The 18,265-nt window shown below is 39.4% G+C and carries 13 protein-coding genes; 6 read left to right on the forward strand and 7 right to left on the reverse strand.

Annotated elements, in window-relative coordinates; translation table 11 throughout:
- Nucleotides 1-155 precede the first annotated feature (155 nt).
- A complete protein-coding gene (locus CC99x_RS11865) occupies nucleotides 156-398 on the reverse strand; it encodes a hypothetical protein (RefSeq protein ID WP_057624273.1) in 243 nt (80 codons plus the stop codon).
- A 43-nt stretch (nucleotides 399-441) separates the two neighbouring features.
- A complete protein-coding gene (locus tag CC99x_RS11870) occupies nucleotides 442-1,413 on the reverse strand; it encodes a PEP-CTERM sorting domain-containing protein (protein ID WP_057624274.1) in 972 nt (323 codons plus the stop codon).
- A 293-nt stretch (nucleotides 1,414-1,706) separates the two neighbouring features.
- Here CC99x_RS11870 and CC99x_RS11875 point away from each other — a divergent pair, with 293 nt between their 5' ends.
- Genes CC99x_RS11875 through pnuC form a run of 3 tightly spaced genes read left to right on the forward strand, consistent with a single transcriptional unit; the run spans nucleotide 1,707 to nucleotide 3,668 of the window.
- Nucleotides 1,707-2,231 carry a hypothetical protein gene (locus tag CC99x_RS11875; protein ID WP_057624275.1) on the forward strand — a complete coding sequence of 175 codons (525 nt, stop codon included), beginning with the start codon at nucleotides 1,707-1,709 and terminating at the stop codon, nucleotides 2,229-2,231.
- A gap of 23 nt (nucleotides 2,232-2,254) precedes the next feature.
- Entirely contained in the window at nucleotides 2,255-3,061 is an 807-nt protein-coding gene (locus CC99x_RS11880) for an undecaprenyl-diphosphate phosphatase (protein WP_057624276.1), read from the forward strand.
- A gap of 1 nt (nucleotide 3,062) precedes the next feature.
- Nucleotides 3,063-3,668, forward strand: coding sequence for a nicotinamide riboside transporter PnuC (pnuC, locus tag CC99x_RS11885; protein ID WP_057624277.1), 606 nt, complete (start codon nucleotides 3,063-3,065; stop codon nucleotides 3,666-3,668).
- On the opposite strand, the gene CC99x_RS11890 is transcribed toward pnuC, so the two are convergent.
- Complete coding sequence (locus CC99x_RS11890) at nucleotides 3,602-5,701, reverse strand: EAL domain-containing protein (RefSeq protein WP_057624278.1); 2,100 nt, start codon at nucleotides 5,699-5,701, stop codon at nucleotides 3,602-3,604. The genes pnuC and CC99x_RS11890 overlap by 67 nt on opposite strands.
- A 158-nt stretch (nucleotides 5,702-5,859) precedes the next feature.
- On the opposite strand from CC99x_RS11890, the gene CC99x_RS11895 reads away from it, so the two are divergent.
- Nucleotides 5,860-6,939, forward strand: coding sequence for a Leu/Phe/Val dehydrogenase (locus CC99x_RS11895; RefSeq protein ID WP_057624279.1), 1,080 nt, complete (start codon nucleotides 5,860-5,862; stop codon nucleotides 6,937-6,939).
- A 262-nt stretch (nucleotides 6,940-7,201) separates the two neighbouring features.
- Here CC99x_RS11895 and CC99x_RS11900 read toward each other — a convergent pair whose 3' ends face one another.
- A complete protein-coding gene (locus tag CC99x_RS11900; RefSeq protein ID WP_057624280.1) occupies nucleotides 7,202-8,245 on the reverse strand; it encodes a DMT family transporter in 1,044 nt (347 codons plus the stop codon).
- Nucleotides 8,246-8,502: 257 nt separating this feature from the next.
- Here CC99x_RS11900 and CC99x_RS11905 point away from each other — a divergent pair, with 257 nt between their 5' ends.
- Complete coding sequence (locus tag CC99x_RS11905) at nucleotides 8,503-8,979, forward strand: hypothetical protein (protein WP_141651888.1); 477 nt, start codon at nucleotides 8,503-8,505, stop codon at nucleotides 8,977-8,979.
- A gap of 105 nt (nucleotides 8,980-9,084) precedes the next feature.
- Nucleotides 9,085-9,840: a class I SAM-dependent methyltransferase gene (locus CC99x_RS11910; RefSeq protein ID WP_158003202.1), complete on the forward strand. Its 756-nt coding sequence runs from the start codon at nucleotides 9,085-9,087 to the stop codon at nucleotides 9,838-9,840.
- Here CC99x_RS11910 and CC99x_RS11915 read toward each other — a convergent pair.
- The 3 genes from CC99x_RS11915 to CC99x_RS11925 all read right to left on the reverse strand — a co-directional run bounded on the left by CC99x_RS11915 (nucleotide 9,837) and on the right by CC99x_RS11925 (nucleotide 18,249).
- Complete coding sequence (locus tag CC99x_RS11915) at nucleotides 9,837-15,026, reverse strand: RhoGAP domain-containing protein (protein ID WP_057624283.1); 5,190 nt, start codon at nucleotides 15,024-15,026, stop codon at nucleotides 9,837-9,839. The two genes, CC99x_RS11910 and CC99x_RS11915, sit on opposite strands and share 4 nt — an antisense overlap.
- 270 nt (nucleotides 15,027-15,296) lie before the next feature.
- On the reverse strand, nucleotides 15,297-17,111 hold the full coding sequence (gene typA, locus CC99x_RS11920) for a translational GTPase TypA (RefSeq protein ID WP_077065387.1): 1,815 nt from the start codon (nucleotides 17,109-17,111) through the stop codon (nucleotides 15,297-15,299).
- Nucleotides 17,112-17,271: 160 nt separating this feature from the next.
- Nucleotides 17,272-18,249 carry a PP2C family serine/threonine-protein phosphatase gene (locus tag CC99x_RS11925; protein ID WP_057624284.1) on the reverse strand — a complete coding sequence of 326 codons (978 nt, stop codon included), beginning with the start codon at nucleotides 18,247-18,249 and terminating at the stop codon, nucleotides 17,272-17,274.
- Nucleotides 18,250-18,265: the final 16 nt, after the last annotated feature.

Genomic DNA, 18,265 nt, shown 5'->3' on the forward strand with positions numbered 1-18,265 from the left:
GAGGAAGAGTCTAGAAGCTGTCTCAAAAATAGTAATTTTTTGTTCAGCCAAGGCGCAGATTCTTTGAGCAGCGCAGTTTACACAGATGTAAACGAGCAGCACAAAAGGAACTGCAACATAAGGATCAACGAAAAATGGCATTTTTGAGACAGCTTCTAAATATCATCCCAATTATCTGGCTCACCTTCTTGCCATTCAGTAATTGATTCTGGAATGGCCGTGATATTACTCATATCCCATTTCAGCTCTCCTGTCTCATGCTCCTTGATATCGTGAATAGCATCTTCAATCCTCTTGTAATGTCCAAGCGAATCTTCATCAAAACCAAGGTAATACTCATGGTTTTCTTCAGATTCAATGATCCAAAAGGTTCCAAGTTTGGTTTTGTGGTGCCACATAGCATTCCCCTCATCATCTTATAGTTTTGATGGTTTTGTTCGCTTAGACAAGCCTTTTACCCAAAATACTCCTTCTAATTGTGGGGATCAGCACGAGTCCAAGACCTAGTAACGCTAAAGTGCCTGGTTCTGGTACTGTAAAATCCATACTACCATCATATGTAGAATGGATTTTGAAGAGTTCATTCCCAAAGCCTAGCGGTCCTGCTAAACCTGCGCCTGACAGATCGGTGACAACTTGTTCTGTATTTTGATCAATACGAGATTTTAAAGTAATAGGAATGGCCATACCTAACAGGTCATGAAAGTCTTTATCGCCTGCTGTGCCTGGTATATTGTCGCCATTATCAAACCACCAAAAATTATCTAAAGCATAAGTGATTTCCCCCATCAATAAAGAAGAACCACTGATAAATTGACCAAGACTATCAAATGTATTGCTACCTTCGCCGCCCTTGATTGCAATTTCTAAAACCTTTTGGCCATCTGTAAAGCCCGTATTGTCTGAGGCACCAACAGAGGATCCAAAGCTTCCATTGGGTGCTCCCAATACGCCTGCTGCATCACCCTGAAAATAGAAGCTTAAACTGGTATTATCGCTATCATAAATAAAATTTTGTACAAAATTAGAAGCAACAGGCATGAGATTAGAGGTGAGTCGCCCCAACAGTCCTGTCCATGCAATCGTAATCTCAGATAAAAAACCTAAGCCTTCATCATCCCCTAAAGGTGGTAACAAATCAGTGATAGAAGCCGTGCCAGTATCTATAAACCTATCACCCACATCAGAAATAGCATTTCCATTCGTGTCATATTGTGTTGTGGTGGTATCCGCAAAAAAAGATAATTGGGTAAATACGCTTGTAAAAGTATCTAAATCACCACCTAGCATTGGGGTAGAACCCTGGCCACCGGGTGTTTGACCCGAAGCGCCCACATCAATATACGTGGGACCTGCGAAGGCTTGACCTGCGGACAACGCAGACATTAGCAGCAAAAATGTTGTCCTTTTCATTGTTATTAGTCCTTTTTTCATTTATCTATGTTTAAGCAAGCTTAGTGCCAACCTAGCCATCCCTCACCTAAAATATTTTTAATCAATTGAATTGATTAAAAATATTTACGTCATACTCAGGCATGTGCTTTATCAATGCTTCCATCAGCCATGCAAGACTAACACCCATGTGTAAAATATTTCGACACACAAACACGAAGACTATATCATCTTACCAGAGGAACCTTGTAGGTAGTCCTCAACGATGCTTATAATAAGCTACCTGTTTAACAAGATATAATAAGCACTTACTGATGATTAAAGCCATGCTGCTCAGAATTGGAGTCTTATTGTGCTGTTGCTTTCTACCTGTTGCTTTACTGGCAGAAACAAATAATTCTAATCCACCAGCGCCTCACTCGTTAAAGCCACCCAAGCTAGTCGAGCAACAAACTAATTCGCGGTCAACAGAAACAGCGCCAAGCAATACGCCAACCCTAAATCATGAGCCTAAGCCTATCGATAAATATGTCTGGCTAAGTCGCATGAAAGAATTACTACCTGCGCAACTGTGTGGGGCAGATGAATATTTTCTAAAATGTTTTGATATTGAACAAGCGAGCTGCAAACAATTTTCAGAGATCTATTTAACCGCCTGTCTCGATCAAATTGCGCCAAAACTGCCTGCTAAGCTCAGCACCACAGATGGCCAAAAATGGGGACAAATGATGGGTCGCTGCACACACGATTTATTTAACAAATTTATGGCAGATAAAAAGAAGGCGCTCCCTGAATGCACAGATGTCAGCAAACTCAAATCACCCTCCCCTAAGACATAGTATCCATAAGGCAAAACAATTTTATGAGTGAATGGCTTAACGTTATTTTACTGGCACTCACACAAGGACTCACAGAATTTTTGCCTGTTTCTAGCTCTGCACATTTAATTCTGCTGCCACTCATTATGCATACGCCTGATCAAGGCTTGGTCTTTGATATTTCATTACACATCGGCACTTTGCTGGCAGTACTCTATTATTTTAGAGTTAAAATAAAATGGTTGATCATCGGTTTTTTCAAAAGCTTCAAACCCAAAACGAAGATGGGTGTACATTCCAAACTGGCATGGTCATTGATTATTGGTTCTCTACCCATTGCTGTGGGTGGCATGTTACTTCACTCAACGATTGAAAATTTTGCACGCTCGCCACTGGTGATTGGATATGCCTCTATCTTATTTGGATTATTATTGTACATTGCTGAAAGAATAGGCTCACAAGCAAGATCCTTACGCTCATTTACCCTGAAAAATGCCCTTTTTATTGGATGCATGCAAGTAATGGCACTGATTCCAGGTACTTCTCGCTCAGGAATTACCTTAACAGGTGGATTATTTCTTGGTTTCAATCGCAAAACAGCAGCTACCTTTTCTTTTTTGCTTTCGATTCCGGCTATTCTGATGGCAGGCACATATGCCAGCACACAACTCGTCAATGCTTCTATTCACATGCATTGGTATGATTTCATGATTGGCATCAGCGTATCTGCTATAAGCGCATTCTGCTGCATTCATTTGTTTCTAAAACTGATTAATAAAATTGGCTTATTGCCCTTTGTCATTTATAGAATTATACTCGGCACTGTTTTAATCTTTATTTTCCAATCATGATATGAACTGGCTAGATGTTGTTGGCGCTTCACTTTCTTTGATTTCTACTTATCACTTTACCAAAAGCTATCATTCTGCGTGGGTCATTGGAATGTTTGCCATTGTCCTAAACACCATCTTATATTGGCAAAAAGGTGTTTATGGTCATGTGTTATTAGAAGCTATTTATTTTATCATCATGATAATTGGTCTCATGAAATGGCAACGGAACAATAACACAAGCGTCTATCAACTGAGCACCAAGCAAATGCTCATCGCAAGTGGCATCGTTTTCTCATTATTCTTAAGTTACGCATATTTTTTAATAGCATATACACCTTCTACCATACCTTATTGGGATGCAAGTACCACTGTCCTGTGCTTGTTCGCGCAAGCAATGATGATTTATAGAATCATTCAATGTTGGATGATCTGGTTTATTGTCGATGCCATGATCGTTATCTTACAATGGCAACAAGGCATGCCCTTTCACAGCATTGTTACTTTTATTTACCTAGGTTTGGCTATTTTAGGATTTCTCAGATGGAAAAAAGACTTGGTTCATCCTGTAGCAGATAAATTATCTTTTTCTATTTTCTCTTCTAAAAACAACAGTGTTTCATCATAAGAAAGTGGCTTGGCAAATAAGAATCCTTGCAAATGATCACAACCTAAATTTCTTAATAAAGTTGCTTGTTCAAGAGATTCAATACCTTCTGCCAGTGTTTTAATATTGAGCTGTTGTGCTAATGTAATAATAGCTGAAATAATAGCCTTGAATTTAGATTGAGTATCACTGCTAAGCTCATCAACAAAGGCTTTATCAATTTTAATGCCTTCTAATGGCAAATCTTTTATATAGCTTAAGCAAGAATATCCAGTACCAAAATCATCCATCACAATATGAAAACCAACCGATCGTAAAGCCTGTAATTTACTTGTGATCATTGGCTTATCATGCGCAAAAACAGACTCAGTGATTTCTAACTCTATTCTACAAGCTGGAACATCATGGTGGGCCAATATTTCAATAATTTCATCGACAAAATCTTCACGCATCAACTGCTGCACAGATAAGTTAATAGCCATAATGAAATTTGTATAGCCCGCCAACTTGAGCTTATGCATTGTTTGACAGGTTCTCTGTATGACCCAATCACCAATTTCATTGATCATCCCCATCTGTTCTGCAATCGGAATAAATAAAGCCGGTGATATATTACCCTTTGTGGGATGCTGCCATCGAAGCAAGGCTTCAAAGCCAATCAAATGCTGATCTTGTGCACAAAATTGCGGTTGAAAATAGAGATCAAATTCTTGTTTCTCCATGGCAATATGCATATCATTGGCAAGCTCAATCACAGAAGTCGCTTGACGTGTAAATTCCGGCTTATAAAATTGATAATTATTCCGACCTTTTTCTTTTGCAAGCCTCAAGGCTGAATTTGCACACTGAATAATACCATCTAAAGTATCTGCATCTTGGGGATACATTGCAATCCCAATACTCATCGTCACAAAATAAGGATTATGTTCAATAACAAATGGCTCTTTTAATGCTTGCATTAGTTTATCCGCAACGCGCGCAGAGTCTTGCAATTGATTGGTGTGAGATAACAGCAACATAAATTCATCTGCGCCAATGCGAGCAAGTATATCAACATTTCGCACAAGCATTTTAATTCTTTTCGAAACTTCTTTCAAAAGCTGATCGGCTAAACGATGTCCCAAAGCATCATTCATTGCCTTAAACCCATCAATATCTAAATGTACGATTGCACAATTTTGATCATAACGGGAACAATAAATTAAGGCATGATTCAAGCGTGACATAAATGACTCACGATTCAAAACACCTGTTAAATGATCATATTCATGCTGTTGATAACGCTCTATGTCTTGCTGATTTGTAATTGTTCTTTCTCTGAGCGTTACAATATAGGCTTCAATACGCTGTTCGATGTTTAAAATAGGGTATAACATGATTTCAATATAGGATAAATCATGCTCAATTTTTGTTAATTTAAAGGTTCCAATGGGCTGCGGTTGATGGCTATCTTGCGCTAATCGAAAACCCTCTTTGAGCGATTTTCTCATTGACGCATCTAAATTATTCACAATTCTTAGAATGGATTTGCCAATCATCTTTGATTGTATTTCTGACAAGTAACCTGTTGCTGCAGCATTCACAAAGGTGATATCAAGATTTTTGTTTACACAGATAAGCGCATTATTAATATTCATTTTGGGCTGCATAATCGGTATATGTGAAATATTATTGTCATGCAGTTTTTTAATATATTTATAAAGATATTTTATATATCGATTATTTTCATCTTTCAGAATAACTTGCGCTGCACCTTTTCTATAAGCACATAAATGCAAGGCATAGGCATTTTGATCGGACAATACTAAAATAGGTATATGGGCATCGACAATCGCTCGATTATTTTGCAGAAAGTCTAAAACAGAACCATCTTGCATAAAAAAATCAATAATAATTACATCAATACAATGGTCGCCACATATCTTAAGTGATTCAGCGATTTTATCCGTTACATAGAGCTGATTTATTTCACGATGAGAAATCAAGGCTTCTACGATAGGATCTTTATCCGCACGCTTACAAGCGACTAAAACATTAAGCGTGTTTTTTATCATGGTATGGCATACCTATTACCAAATATCCCGTTGTATTGATTATTATTGAAATATCTTTACAATATTTAAAGGTATAGCATATTCGGTACTCCTGATGTGTACTCTTTTTAGGTTTGATTGTACAACCCTTAGTTATAACTGTAGTTATCCACACAAATATGATGCAAAACAACAATAATACCGCTCCTATATCCACAAAAGCACCTTTTTTATCTCTTTTTGAAAATTTGCAATATGGCGAATTACATCTTAAGCAAGACATTCAAGCTGGCTTTTTTGGGATCATTGCCATTCACAACACCACACGTGGCCCATCGCTGGGTGGCTGTCGTTTTATACCTTATTCCGATCCGCAAAACGCAATCATTGATGCCCTCAAATTAGCACAAGGTATGAGCTACAAAGCCGCTATCAGTGATTTACCCTTGGGTGGTGGCAAATCGGTGATCATTCATTCTGAGAAAATCAAAGATAGGCGTAAAATTTTCGAATTGTTTGGTGATTTTGTTGAATCGCTGGGTGGACGCTATATCACCGCGGAAGATAGCGGCACACATGTCACAGATATGGATATTATTTTTGAAAAAACCGCTTATGTCACAGGTCACAGTAACATTGCTTTTGCAACAAAAGATCCATCGCCTCTCACTGCACTTGGTGTTGTGACAGGTATGCAGGCAGCAGCACAACATCATTTACAGCGCAGCTCTTTGGCCGGACTCCATATTGTGATCCAAGGCGTTGGTAATGTAGGCTTTCGTATTGCACAACTGTGCCAGCACTATGGTGCAAAAATCACAGTCTGTGACAGCAATCCCAAAGCACTTCAACATGCAAAAGAGCACTTGAACGTGGGTATTTGTACTGTCGATCAAATACATTCTATTCCCTGTGATATCTTTGCACCATGCGCACTGGGCAATGCTATTAATACGCAAACGGTACATAAAGTGAATGCAAAAATAGTGGCAGGTGCGGCGAATAATCAATTAGAATCTATTGAAATGGCTCGCATCCTTAAAGAGAAAGATATTTTATATGCGCCTGATTATGCCATCAATGCGGGCGGATTGATTCACGTTGCTGCCCAATATTTGCATCAGGATGAAACACAAGCACGAGAAAAAGTGCTGAAAATATACGATACACTACAAAGCATTTTCATCCAAAGTGACACAACAGGTTTATCAACTGCAGAGATTGCAAACCAGATTGCAGAGCAACGATTACAAGCATAAGTATTTTATATTTTAGTTTGCTAGGCTCATCAAGCATTCTATTAAAAAATAACTTTGTTGATCGTTTAGAGTGTAGGGGACGACCGTTGTGTCGTCCCGAAAATTTTACATCATATTAAAGCCCGAGCCCGAAGAAATTAACTCAAAGCGATCGGGTTTTGGGCTAGGCGGCAAGCATTTGAGTAACAGGAGTGTATACAAAATACACGACTGTTACGAACAATGCGATGCCAACAACGCCTAAAGCCCGATCGCGAAGAGTTTATGCTGGAGAATTTAATATCTTGAGAGGCTTTAAAAAATAACCACACATTTTTTTAAAGGTTTTACTGTCTAAACCACTGACCATGATACCAACAGAAGCCAAAGCACAGGCAACAACCAACGTCAGTGTAAAAGGCTCTTTCCCAAAAACAACCAACAAGGCCATGGCACAGATTCTTGCCACATAGGTTAACATGCTCAGTAAATATACATCACCAAACTTAACACCATAATCCCACAGTTGATAGGCAATGCCTGCACCTGTAATGCCTGTAATCACGGCCATTGAACCTTCTTGTACCGTCGGCATCACAAAAGTTTCAAATTGAAAATGTAATATTAAGGAAATTAATGCGCCCATGCCACAATACATGCCAATCATTTCTGTGGGAACAGCTTTAAAATATCTTGAAAAGGCGGAATAACCACTCCACAGTATTGCCCCAAATAGCGCTAAACCATAGCCAATAAAATAGGAAACGTTCAGCCCATTTAATGAAACTTCTTTGCTGATCAGAACATAAATACCTAAGAATCCGCAAACGGCACCAATTAAATGCTGTGGCGACAAAGTTTCCTTGGGTAGCATGCTGGTAAAACAAATCGCCAAACATGGCCATAGATAATCGATTAAATCGACATGTGCGATAGGTGCATGTTGCGCACCATAGATGTAGGCAAAATCACTGACACAAATACCGAGTATACCTGCAACCCAGATATAAAGCGGTTGCCTAAAAATAAGATGCCACTTGCGCTTCACTGTTAAACGTACTGCCGTCATGGCAAATGAACTAGCAAAAATAATCGCCAGTACTTCAAAAATAGGTAGACTATTAACTTCAGAAATTAAGAGTGGCTCAACGGTCCACATTCCCAAAGCGCCCAAACCTAGATAGGTTGCTCTTCGCACAGACAGGTTGTTCAACTCATTCATCCCCCACAGTATTATAGGTAAGCTAAAAAGCACAGGAGCCATATAGTAGGGAAATTTGAGGCAAGATGGAACACTTAATTGATGACTTTGTGTCTCTATACCCATAATCTCTGCTCATTCACAACAAAGCCTTTGGCGTTATTGCCTTCCCCCCTCCAAGCACAGTCTAACAAAGTTACACAACTTATTCTGATGAATCAATCTTTTATTTAGAGAAATCATCTGTTTACGATAAACGGGGCCTCTTATCACGCTGAAGTGCTTTAACAGATAAGCGTATATGCGCCTAAATTTTATGCGGGGAACTTACTTGGCTCAAACAGAGTCTTAAAAAAACAACAGCAGGAAATTTGGGTGACGTTATGCGTAATTTCTTTGTGAGGATGAGGCCTCAAACAATAACGAGAGTACTCATGCTCAGTCTCAGTGCTTTAGCTCTATGCATATATACAAAGCCCAGCGAATCCCGCACGCTGCCACACGTCATCGAGCATCCACAAAAGACACCTCAAAAGCCGCCTATAAAAAATCAACCTAAAATAAAAGAAGCCGAACAAGATTTGCAGCGCGCCCATGAAGCACACCAAAGAGCACAACAGCAAAATGAGTATTACAAAAATACTGAACCTCAGACAATACAACACTGGCAATCTGAAAATGATTTAAGAAGCACACAACAATCCATCAGAGATGCAGAAGGAAATCTCTATTCAGCACAACGACGCGCAGAAAGCGAGTTGCGTGATAGAAAATTAAGAGAACAAAACCTAGATACGCAAAAACGCAGACAAAACAACATTTTACGCTCTTATCCTCAGCAGCATCATGGTAGACGTTAAAACACTATTATTTTATCCATACATCATAATCCTAATGTACAGTGCCCATTCTGTATATTAAGATAAATATATAAACTGCCACAAATGATGTGTGACCAACAAGCTATGAAATCCATTCTTAATTTAGAGCATTATATTGATTTCTCACCCAGCTGGGCAAAGCGTAGCTATATAAAAATACTACACGTACTCAAAAAAATTTCTACGCACTGCGGTATGATTGCTTGGCTCGATAAGCATGCGCCCTATTCTCGTCGCCATCACTATATACGCTCTTTATTCGCAACACATCAGCTCAATGATATGATTGCATTGGACACACCTTGGTGGACTTATCATGCTATTGAATTTGTGAATGACTATTTGGCCAATATGAGCCATCCAGCAATGGTATTTGAATATGGGAGTGGCGCAAGCACACTCTGGCTTGCAAAGCGATGTCAGTCTTTGATTAGCATAGAACATGACACACACTGGCACGATCAAATTGTGCAACACACAAAAGACAAAAAAAATATCTTACTTTTACACCGTCCACCGAATGTATTGCAAGTAAATAAACCCTCTGTTTACCATTCAGATAAACAGCCTTTTTTAGATTTTCAATCTTATGTAGAAAGCATTCAAAGTTTTGAAAGGCAATTTGATGTCATTATCATCGATGGTCGTTGTCGTCCGCAATGTTTATCGCTTGCAATGAAAAAACTTAATAAAAACGGCATTATTGTTTTTGATAATTCAAATCGCGCGCGCTATCAACAGTGTCTTTCTAAAGCGGATATTGAAATACAACGCTTTTGGGGACGCGTACCCGGCTCGCCTTTTCGGAGTGAAACCGCTATCGTCAGAAAAATCAATTAACCGCCTAAAATTTGTGTTCGCGCACTCATTCTCGGCTCTATTTTACCAATGACTTTAGGACAATCTTCCGCTGTAAATTTTTTATCTCGAATCGCTTGTTGAATCAAGACTTCAAATATTTCTGCGATCTGCTCTCGTTTGTCTGGCGGAGAATTTTCTAAATTAAATTCATCACCAGGACGCGCCATGTCTACAGCAATCTGGCAAAGTGTTCTAATCCCTGCATCGCGATTGTTTACTGTTAAATTCTGCTGTAAGGCAAATGCTACATCGTCATCTTTGGTTTTAATACCATAACCTACTATTTTTTCTGTAGATTTGTTATCTGCATTAAATACCATTTCAACTGTTTGCGCATTGTTTATGTTCTTTTCAAGCACAGAGTTAATATTATATTTCTGAAAATTGCTAGATTCTTGTAAATGAGTTTTCAATTGTGCATATTTAACAGTTTTTCCTATCGCGTCTTGTCTAGAGGGAATTCTGTCCTGATTGAAACGATGCAACATATCAGAATGTGCTAAAGATGATTGCCTTTCTTTGTGCACACGCTCTGTGGTACTCTCTCTGGCTGCAAGTCCAGAAACTGTAGAAACAGTAGAGGTTGTAGAGGAATGTGATAAAGCAGAGTCATCCATCACTGGATTTTGCCAAGATGCTGTCTGTTCTGAAGATAACACACTTGGATCTGGCACAATAGGCCAAGTGCCCGATCTATGCAATCGCCTATCCATGCTAGGTATCTCTCGTTCTGGTTGAGCAGCATTTTTATAACGTGGCGTTATAGCAGAAACTGCACGCCTGATTCGAGTAGGCTGCCCATGCGTATAAGAGATTTGTGCTGGGCTTAATAAATCATGTACTTGACAATATTTAACCCAAGCTCTTAAATCATTCTGCTCTTTTAAGCGGCTCAATTCTAGAATGATTTCTGGTTGTATGGCACTAAAATTCAAAGTGGTACTCTGTCCCGGCACAAAACTTTGCCAAGCAGCAAAATCTCGAGCACTCATTTTTACAAAATCACCGATTTTTACACGGTTTTCTTTATCACCACATTCAACCCATTTCTGCTGTTTACTATCTAATTTCAAAAAGATAAGATCGTTTGTAATCGCAAGACAAATAGGTTTCTGACCTGTCTCTCTACAGATAGACAAATAAGCTTGCTTCGCGCGCCTTGATGCAACCAACCCCGCTAAAAATTTTACCCCTCCTTCATAACGCTTACTTTCCGCGCCCGTGTTAGGCTCTAGCATGGTTATTTTTTCTCGTGCATAAGGTGTTTTGGCCTGATACCACGCACGAGAATTTCCCATCAACCCAACTGAACGCTTAAATCTATGGGCTTGGCCTTTCTCTGCTTGCACATCACAAAATACTTGTGCCACATTCGGTAGCCCTGCAATCTTTCTCATTGTATCGGCTTTAAAACCCTTGGGAATGCTTGCAGTAAAAGTATCAGGTAACACAATATTTAAATGGCTGGTTGCAAAAGCTGCATCTCGCACATGTTTTTTGACTCCTAAATTAGTATGAGAATGCAAATTATCAACACCTTTAAAGCCTTTAGAAAGCGCCACTTGCAAAAGCATTTGACGCATTTGAGACACATCTCTTTCTATCCCACCATCAATCGACACAACATCATTACCAGATAGATCGGAGCTTGAATGCTCCAAAACATCTTGATCCAAGCGCCGCACAACACCATCTGCCCCAAAACTTTTTCCTGACGCAGAAGGCCCACCAACCCAGAGCACAAGACGGTTATCCCATTTTCCCCCATCATAATGTTTGATGGACTTCAAGAATACTGCATCTCTAAAAGCGGCACTATTTCGCTCTTCTGCAATAGCATCCTTATATAATCTCAGCCCTTCTTCACCCAGAAAATCTAGCATATTCGTCGCTTGTGTATTAACCGCTGCCTGAGAACGATTGTCTGGATTGTTTAATATATAATCATGCAAATATTGTAAAAAGGCCTCTCTTGCATTTGTTGTTTCTGCAGATGCTGTCTTGGTATATAGTTTCTGAACGCCCTCTTCTCCCAATAATGCGTGTACCTTGGCTTTACACTCTTTTTGTGACAAGGTATTTTTCGACTTACTATCTTTAACACAATAATGACCGATTTGAGACAACCATGTATCCAGTGTATTTTCTGTATCTACAGTGAAGCGCTCCAAAGCACCTGGGCTATAGTGCAAAAGCATTGCCTCCTTTTCTTCTTTTGTCGGTGGTTTTGCAATTTTTCTAAATTTTGCAGCATTTCCTCTTAAAATTTTCTTTTCTTCTTTGCTGGATGTCTCATAATGATGTGTTCTGGACTCCCACATTTTACGACCACCTGTTCTGTCCACATGAGCTGCCACATGATTTTGATGTCCAGATTCCTCTGCAGGCCTTACATATTCCTCTAAGTATTCATAGTATTTTCGATCGGATGCATTTGCATCAAAGATTTGACCGGATTGATTAAATTGACTCAACATTGCTGCTCGATGAACATTGGCCTCACCTTCTCTATCATATGCACTTTTGCATCCTCCCATACTGATACCCAATTTACTGCACAAAATGCTTTCATAGGCTGACTTGGCCGTTTGAGTATTACGGGTTGGAACAAAGGCATCAATGACACGTGGCGGTACCCCTTCTTTAAAATGACTGAATAATCTTCCGGCTGTTTTACCCACATACTTGCTAATGTAAATAGGCGATGTAATAAGTGAAACAACAGGTGCCAGCACGGGTACTTCTTTAATGCGCACAGCATTCTTCACTTTCCTCATTGCCCAACCCAATTGAGACTCGTGATTTAATTTTTTCAAATTTACAGCAGCCTGAAGAATCAAGCTCAAATCCTTTTGACTTTCCTGAGATAAAGCAGAAGAATGTAACTGTCCATTGAACAATTTTTGACTGATACTATCTATTGCTACTTGTTGTTCTTTTGTCGGTGATTTATTACTAAAGGGTGCAAACGTAAGCCAAGAACGCTTCTGATTATCAAGAAATGCCTGTACAAGCTTTAATTCTTTTCTAGTCTCGGACTCCGCAGCGGGTATTTTATTATCAAGTTTTGCAATCAATTGATTTACATGTGAAACCAAATGATTTGAATCCACAATATCATTATCTGTCGGGATAATAACGGGATGCCACATGTTAATACAATTGTTGACTTGTCCAAGCCTAAAATTAACTTTTCGCCCTTCTACCTCAATATCTAAACCTTGTAAATACCTTAATACTTCTGCATTAGAAGCCTTTTTAACAGCCATCATATCTCGATCGGCACCATAGAAAAAAGTTGGCGCGACTAAGGTTTGATGCAACAAATCTATATCAATCGCATCACCCTCTGCCAGTAAAGGCCCCCAACGTTTAATATATTCTTGTGCTATTTTTCGCAATCGCTCTTCAGACAGTAATTTTTCCATCCCATCGGCAGCCATGTCCACACGCGCTTTTTTATCTTTAATATTAAAAGGTGAGCTGATAGCAAAACGAACCTTCTCTTCTTGATGTAAAATTTTGCCAGATAAATCTAAGCTAATATTTTTCTCTTGCCATGCATTAGAAGGATTTGGCATATCACGCGTGGTACAAGGCGGAGACTGTCTCATTACATCTGCCAAATGTTTTTCCATAAATTGCTCAAACCAAAGACCATGGTTCTTTTTTCCTTGTTTGTACCAAGCGGTTTCTTTTTGTGCTTCTAAATCCTGAGGTGCGACAAAGCTTAATTTCTCACTGATTTGTAATTCATAACCAGATTCCGTTGCCATGACAGTACAAATACTTTCTTCACTCGGCTCAAGCATTGTATAAAGTTCTGTTCCTTTCTTGAGATCTTTGAATGCTTGCTGATAATATTCCTCTTTTAATTGATTCAATGCTTTTTCGTCATCCGGCAATGCGTCTAGTTTTGCCAATCGTGCTTCCGCAAGCTTAAAACTCATCATACCAACAAAGTCTAAAGTACTTTTTCTTGCTCTCTCAAAATTCTCAGGCGTATGTGCGCTAAGTCCTCCCATATCTTCTGAATATTTGAGCAAGCATTGCCTAATAAATCCTTCGTCTATATCATTTTTCTCAAAGCTAGCAATTTTAAGCATGGTATATGCATGTTGTAAACCTCTGGCATAGAGATCCTGCGTCTGAACTTGAAAGGCTTGATTTCCATTGAAAACACGCATTTTTTTGCTATCAATTTCAATGAGTGGCCCTTTGGCAGCAAGCAATTCATTTTCAATTTCTTTAATCTGATTAAATAGATTGTCTGGTGTCTTAAAAATTTTTGTCTGACCATAATAGAATACAGGCCTCTCTTGGGTAGCGGCCATCAAAATTAAATGTATTTTCCGTTTCTCTCTTGCCAATTTCATTTCTGTTTCTTCTGCAGTCTGAACAACCCTTGTTGCGCATACAGTTGCTGCCTTTGGATAGCGCTCTGCAAAAGGCGTAGAAAAATAAGTCTGTGATTTTTCATCTGCGTTAAAAGAATTTTGAACCAAAAGACTCGATTGCTTCAAGTGCACAAGCAATTCATTCGCCTCAACAGTCTCTCCTAAATATTTATTAACGATGTCTAATATTTTGGGCCCCAATAATGCCGTTGTAATATTTTGTGAACCCATTTTATTTTCATCTTTAGCATCAATAATTTGTTGCCCAATATACATAAGCTGATAGAAAAGCTGTGCTTCTTCGTAAGCACCACAGACAATCAACTGCTCAATGAATTCTTGCACGAAAATTCGCTCATCCTTATCCGTATCCTCAGCATGTGCTAACATTCGTTCCTTAAATGCACGCATAACCTCTTGTCTCTCAGGATTCACCTCTTGAGGCGTGAAAGACCCCCTAGAAAATTGCAAAAGTGCGGCTTTTATCAAACCCGTTATATCATTGATATTTAGATCATTTAACTCTTTTAAGGTTTTTAATGGGCAATGATTAGGATCTTCTAAGTATGCTTTTAAATTCTCTTCGATACGTTCAGCAGAGCCAGAGATTCTAAAAATTCCCTCTGATTTAACATGTTCTGGCAGCAGATCAATAAATTGAGAAAGCATTGCATTTAGCTTTTGCAATGCTGTAGCATCTCTCATCGTTGCTGTTTTAGCGGCAGCCTGAATAGGATCTGTTTTGGGTGGTATGGGAGATGATTTCATTCACAACACTCTCACAATTACATAATAACTACTGTATGAGACCGCATAATTATGTAAAGGGTTCCTTAAAATGCAAGACAGTATGGCGCTCGCATCACTCTAAATGAGACGAAACAGAGCCAGAAACTACAAATAAATACAGACGCCTACACTTGTTTATGTATTTCACACAGCATAAGTGCAATTGCACTAAATAGGGAGAGATTGAAGAGATATGGGTACTCTGAAATATTTCAGAGTACCTATTTTTAGAATGCTTAGAATGGATCGTTATTCTTTTGAGGAGCGTTTACGCTCATGCTCTTTAAGGAATTTTTTACGCAATCGAATGGATTTGGGGGTTACTTCTAATAACTCATCATCATTCAAAAACTCTAAGCCTTGCTCTAAGGAGAACTTAACAGGTGGCGTTAAAACAATGTTTTCATCTGAACCAGAAGCTCGCATATTGGTTAATTGTTTACCTCTAGTAACATTCACAATCAAATCATTAGAACGTGTATGCAGACCAACAATCATACCTTCATAAACTTCCGTTTGAGGACCAATAAATAAACGCCCCCTGGGTTGCAAGTTGAAAAGCGCATAACCCGCAGCTTTACCGGGTCCCATTGAGATCAATACACCGTTATTCCGTTCTGCTTCAACACCTTCTTTGTAAGGACCATAATGATCAAAAACGTGTGTCGCAAGACCTGTGCCAGAAGTAATCGTTAAGAAGTTGGTATGAAAGCCAATGAGCGCACGAGACGGTACGATATAATCTAAACGTACGCGCCCTTTGCCATCGGACACCATATTTTGTAAATCCCCTTTACGCTCACCCAACACTTCCATAACGCGGCCTTGGTGTGTTTCTTCTATATCAATTGTCAAAAATTCGTAAGGCTCTTCTTTGCCATTTTCACCTTCATGAATAATCACCTCAGGTCTTGAAACCGCAAATTCATATCCTTCACGTCGCATATTTTCCATCAAGATAGTGAGATGTAATTCACCACGCCCTGATACTTTGAATTTATCAGGATCTTCTGTTTCTTCCACTTTGAGTGCCACATTGTGTACACACTCACGTGCCAATCTATCTCGGATTTGTCGGCTGGTTAAAAACTCACCTTCTTTACCACAAAAAGGAGATTTATTGACTAGAAACATAATGCTCATGGTGGGCTGATCAACCACAAGCGGTGGCAATGCTTCTACGTTGGAAGGATCACAAACCGTGTCCGAAATGCTTAAAGGATTAATACCTGTGATGGCAACAATATCACCCGCACGTGCTTCTTCAATTTCAACACGCTTTAATCCCAAATATCCCAATATTTGCAATACTTTACCTTGTCTGCGTTTGCCTTCACTGTCAACAATCACAACGGGTGTATTGGGCTTAATGCTTCCTCGTTGCACACGACCTACACCAATGGTGCCAACATAACTTGTATAATCGAGAGAAGAGATTTGCATTTGAAATGTTCCATTTGGCTCACATTTTGGTGCCGGAACTTTTTCTAAAATCGTCTCAAATAATGGATTTAAATCTTTTCCTGGTTTACTCAGATCAAGCGTTGCAGTACCTTCAAGTCCAGAGCAATATACCACAGGGAAATCAAGTTGCTCATCGGTGGCGCCCAGCTTGTCAAATAAGTCAAAGACTTGATCAATCACCCAACTGGGGCGTGCACCTGGTCTATCAATTTTATTGATAACAACAATGGGATTTAAACCTTGCGCAAATGCTTTTTGCGTCACAAATCGTGTTTGTGGCATAGGTCCATCAACAGCATCCACCAACAAGAGAACCGAATCTACCATGGAAAGAACGCGCTCTACTTCTCCCCCAAAGTCTGCGTGCCCAGGTGTATCCACAATATTAATGTGATAGCCATTCCAAACAATTGCGGTGTTTTTAGAAAGGATTGTGATGCCTCGCTCTTTTTCCAAGTCATTAGAGTCCATCACACATTGCACATCCGCACCTTTCATGCGCCCCAAGGATCCTGACTGCTGCAGGAGTTTATCAATCATCGTTGTTTTGCCATGATCGACGTGGGCAATAATGGCAATATTCTTTAACTGTAGCGTCACAAAAACCTCATTGAATGAAAAATAGGAGAGAAAATCGGCAAAGAGTGAAATTTTACCTGGATATGAGCCTTACTAAAAGGGAAATCTGCAATTAATCACGCAAAATGGACTCAAAGGCGGTAATTATTTCACCTGGATAACAATAAGTTTGCCAGCGAACTTATTCGAATATGCGTGGAAAGGCTAAACAAGACAAGAAAATACTTTCAAAATGAGCCTTCAAATGCGCCGCAACCTCTGAGCCACCATGCCCATCAAAAACGGCTAACATACATAGAGAAGCTTTATCCAAGGCGGTCAGCTCGACAATTTGCACTGAGATATTATCCTGAGAACCTTCGCGTATTGCCCACTCAGCCAACCCATGCGCCATGAGTCCACAATTTTGTGAGTGATGATGCAAAGAGATATATTCACCCAGCATGCTGTGCGTAATGGCATCACTTTCTGTCAAACCATCACACGCATTGATAATAAATATTTTTTCTCCTGTTAATGCATTGTAGTGCGTTTTTTGTATTTCTGGCACATGTATCATGCCATAACGATCATAAGCCGTATCACCAAAAGCACGACTGACGGCAAGCACTCCCGCAAGTCGGCGCTTATAACCACTGCAAATAGGTGCTAAATCATCCAATGCTTTACCGATCTGTGTGGTATATTCTGTCAATCGCAACAGTTCTCGAGGCTCATCAGGATTATGACGATAATTCAATTCTTGTACTGCTTTAAGAGTACCCTCTGAAGATAAATGCACTAAGAAAACCTGCCCGTCCCCAAGACTGGCTGACCAACAACTTTGCTTGCCTACCTCTAGCAAGCTAAGCATCGCGGTTGCACCTTGGTGCAAAACATTTTCACATTTAAGATTGGCCACAATATGCTGTTGCATTTGCGCAAAAACGCTTTGAAATAATTGTGTTTTCTGTTTCTCTGAAAGACGTGAAAATTGCATGCAAGCCATTTGATCTAAGTCACAAAAAATCATGCGATCTTCTTGGCTCTCTCGTTTACCCAGTAATTCTACACCACCTACATTTGCACCAACCACATAGTAATCTTGATGTCCATTACAAGCATTTACAAGCTGCTCGCCTGAAAGTGATAGACCTTTCTTATCAAAATATTGATACATGAAACTACCTTAGTAA

This window comes from Candidatus Berkiella cookevillensis, from assembly GCF_001431315.2.
GTDB lineage: Bacteria > Pseudomonadota > Gammaproteobacteria > Berkiellales > Berkiellaceae > Berkiella_A > Berkiella_A cookevillensis.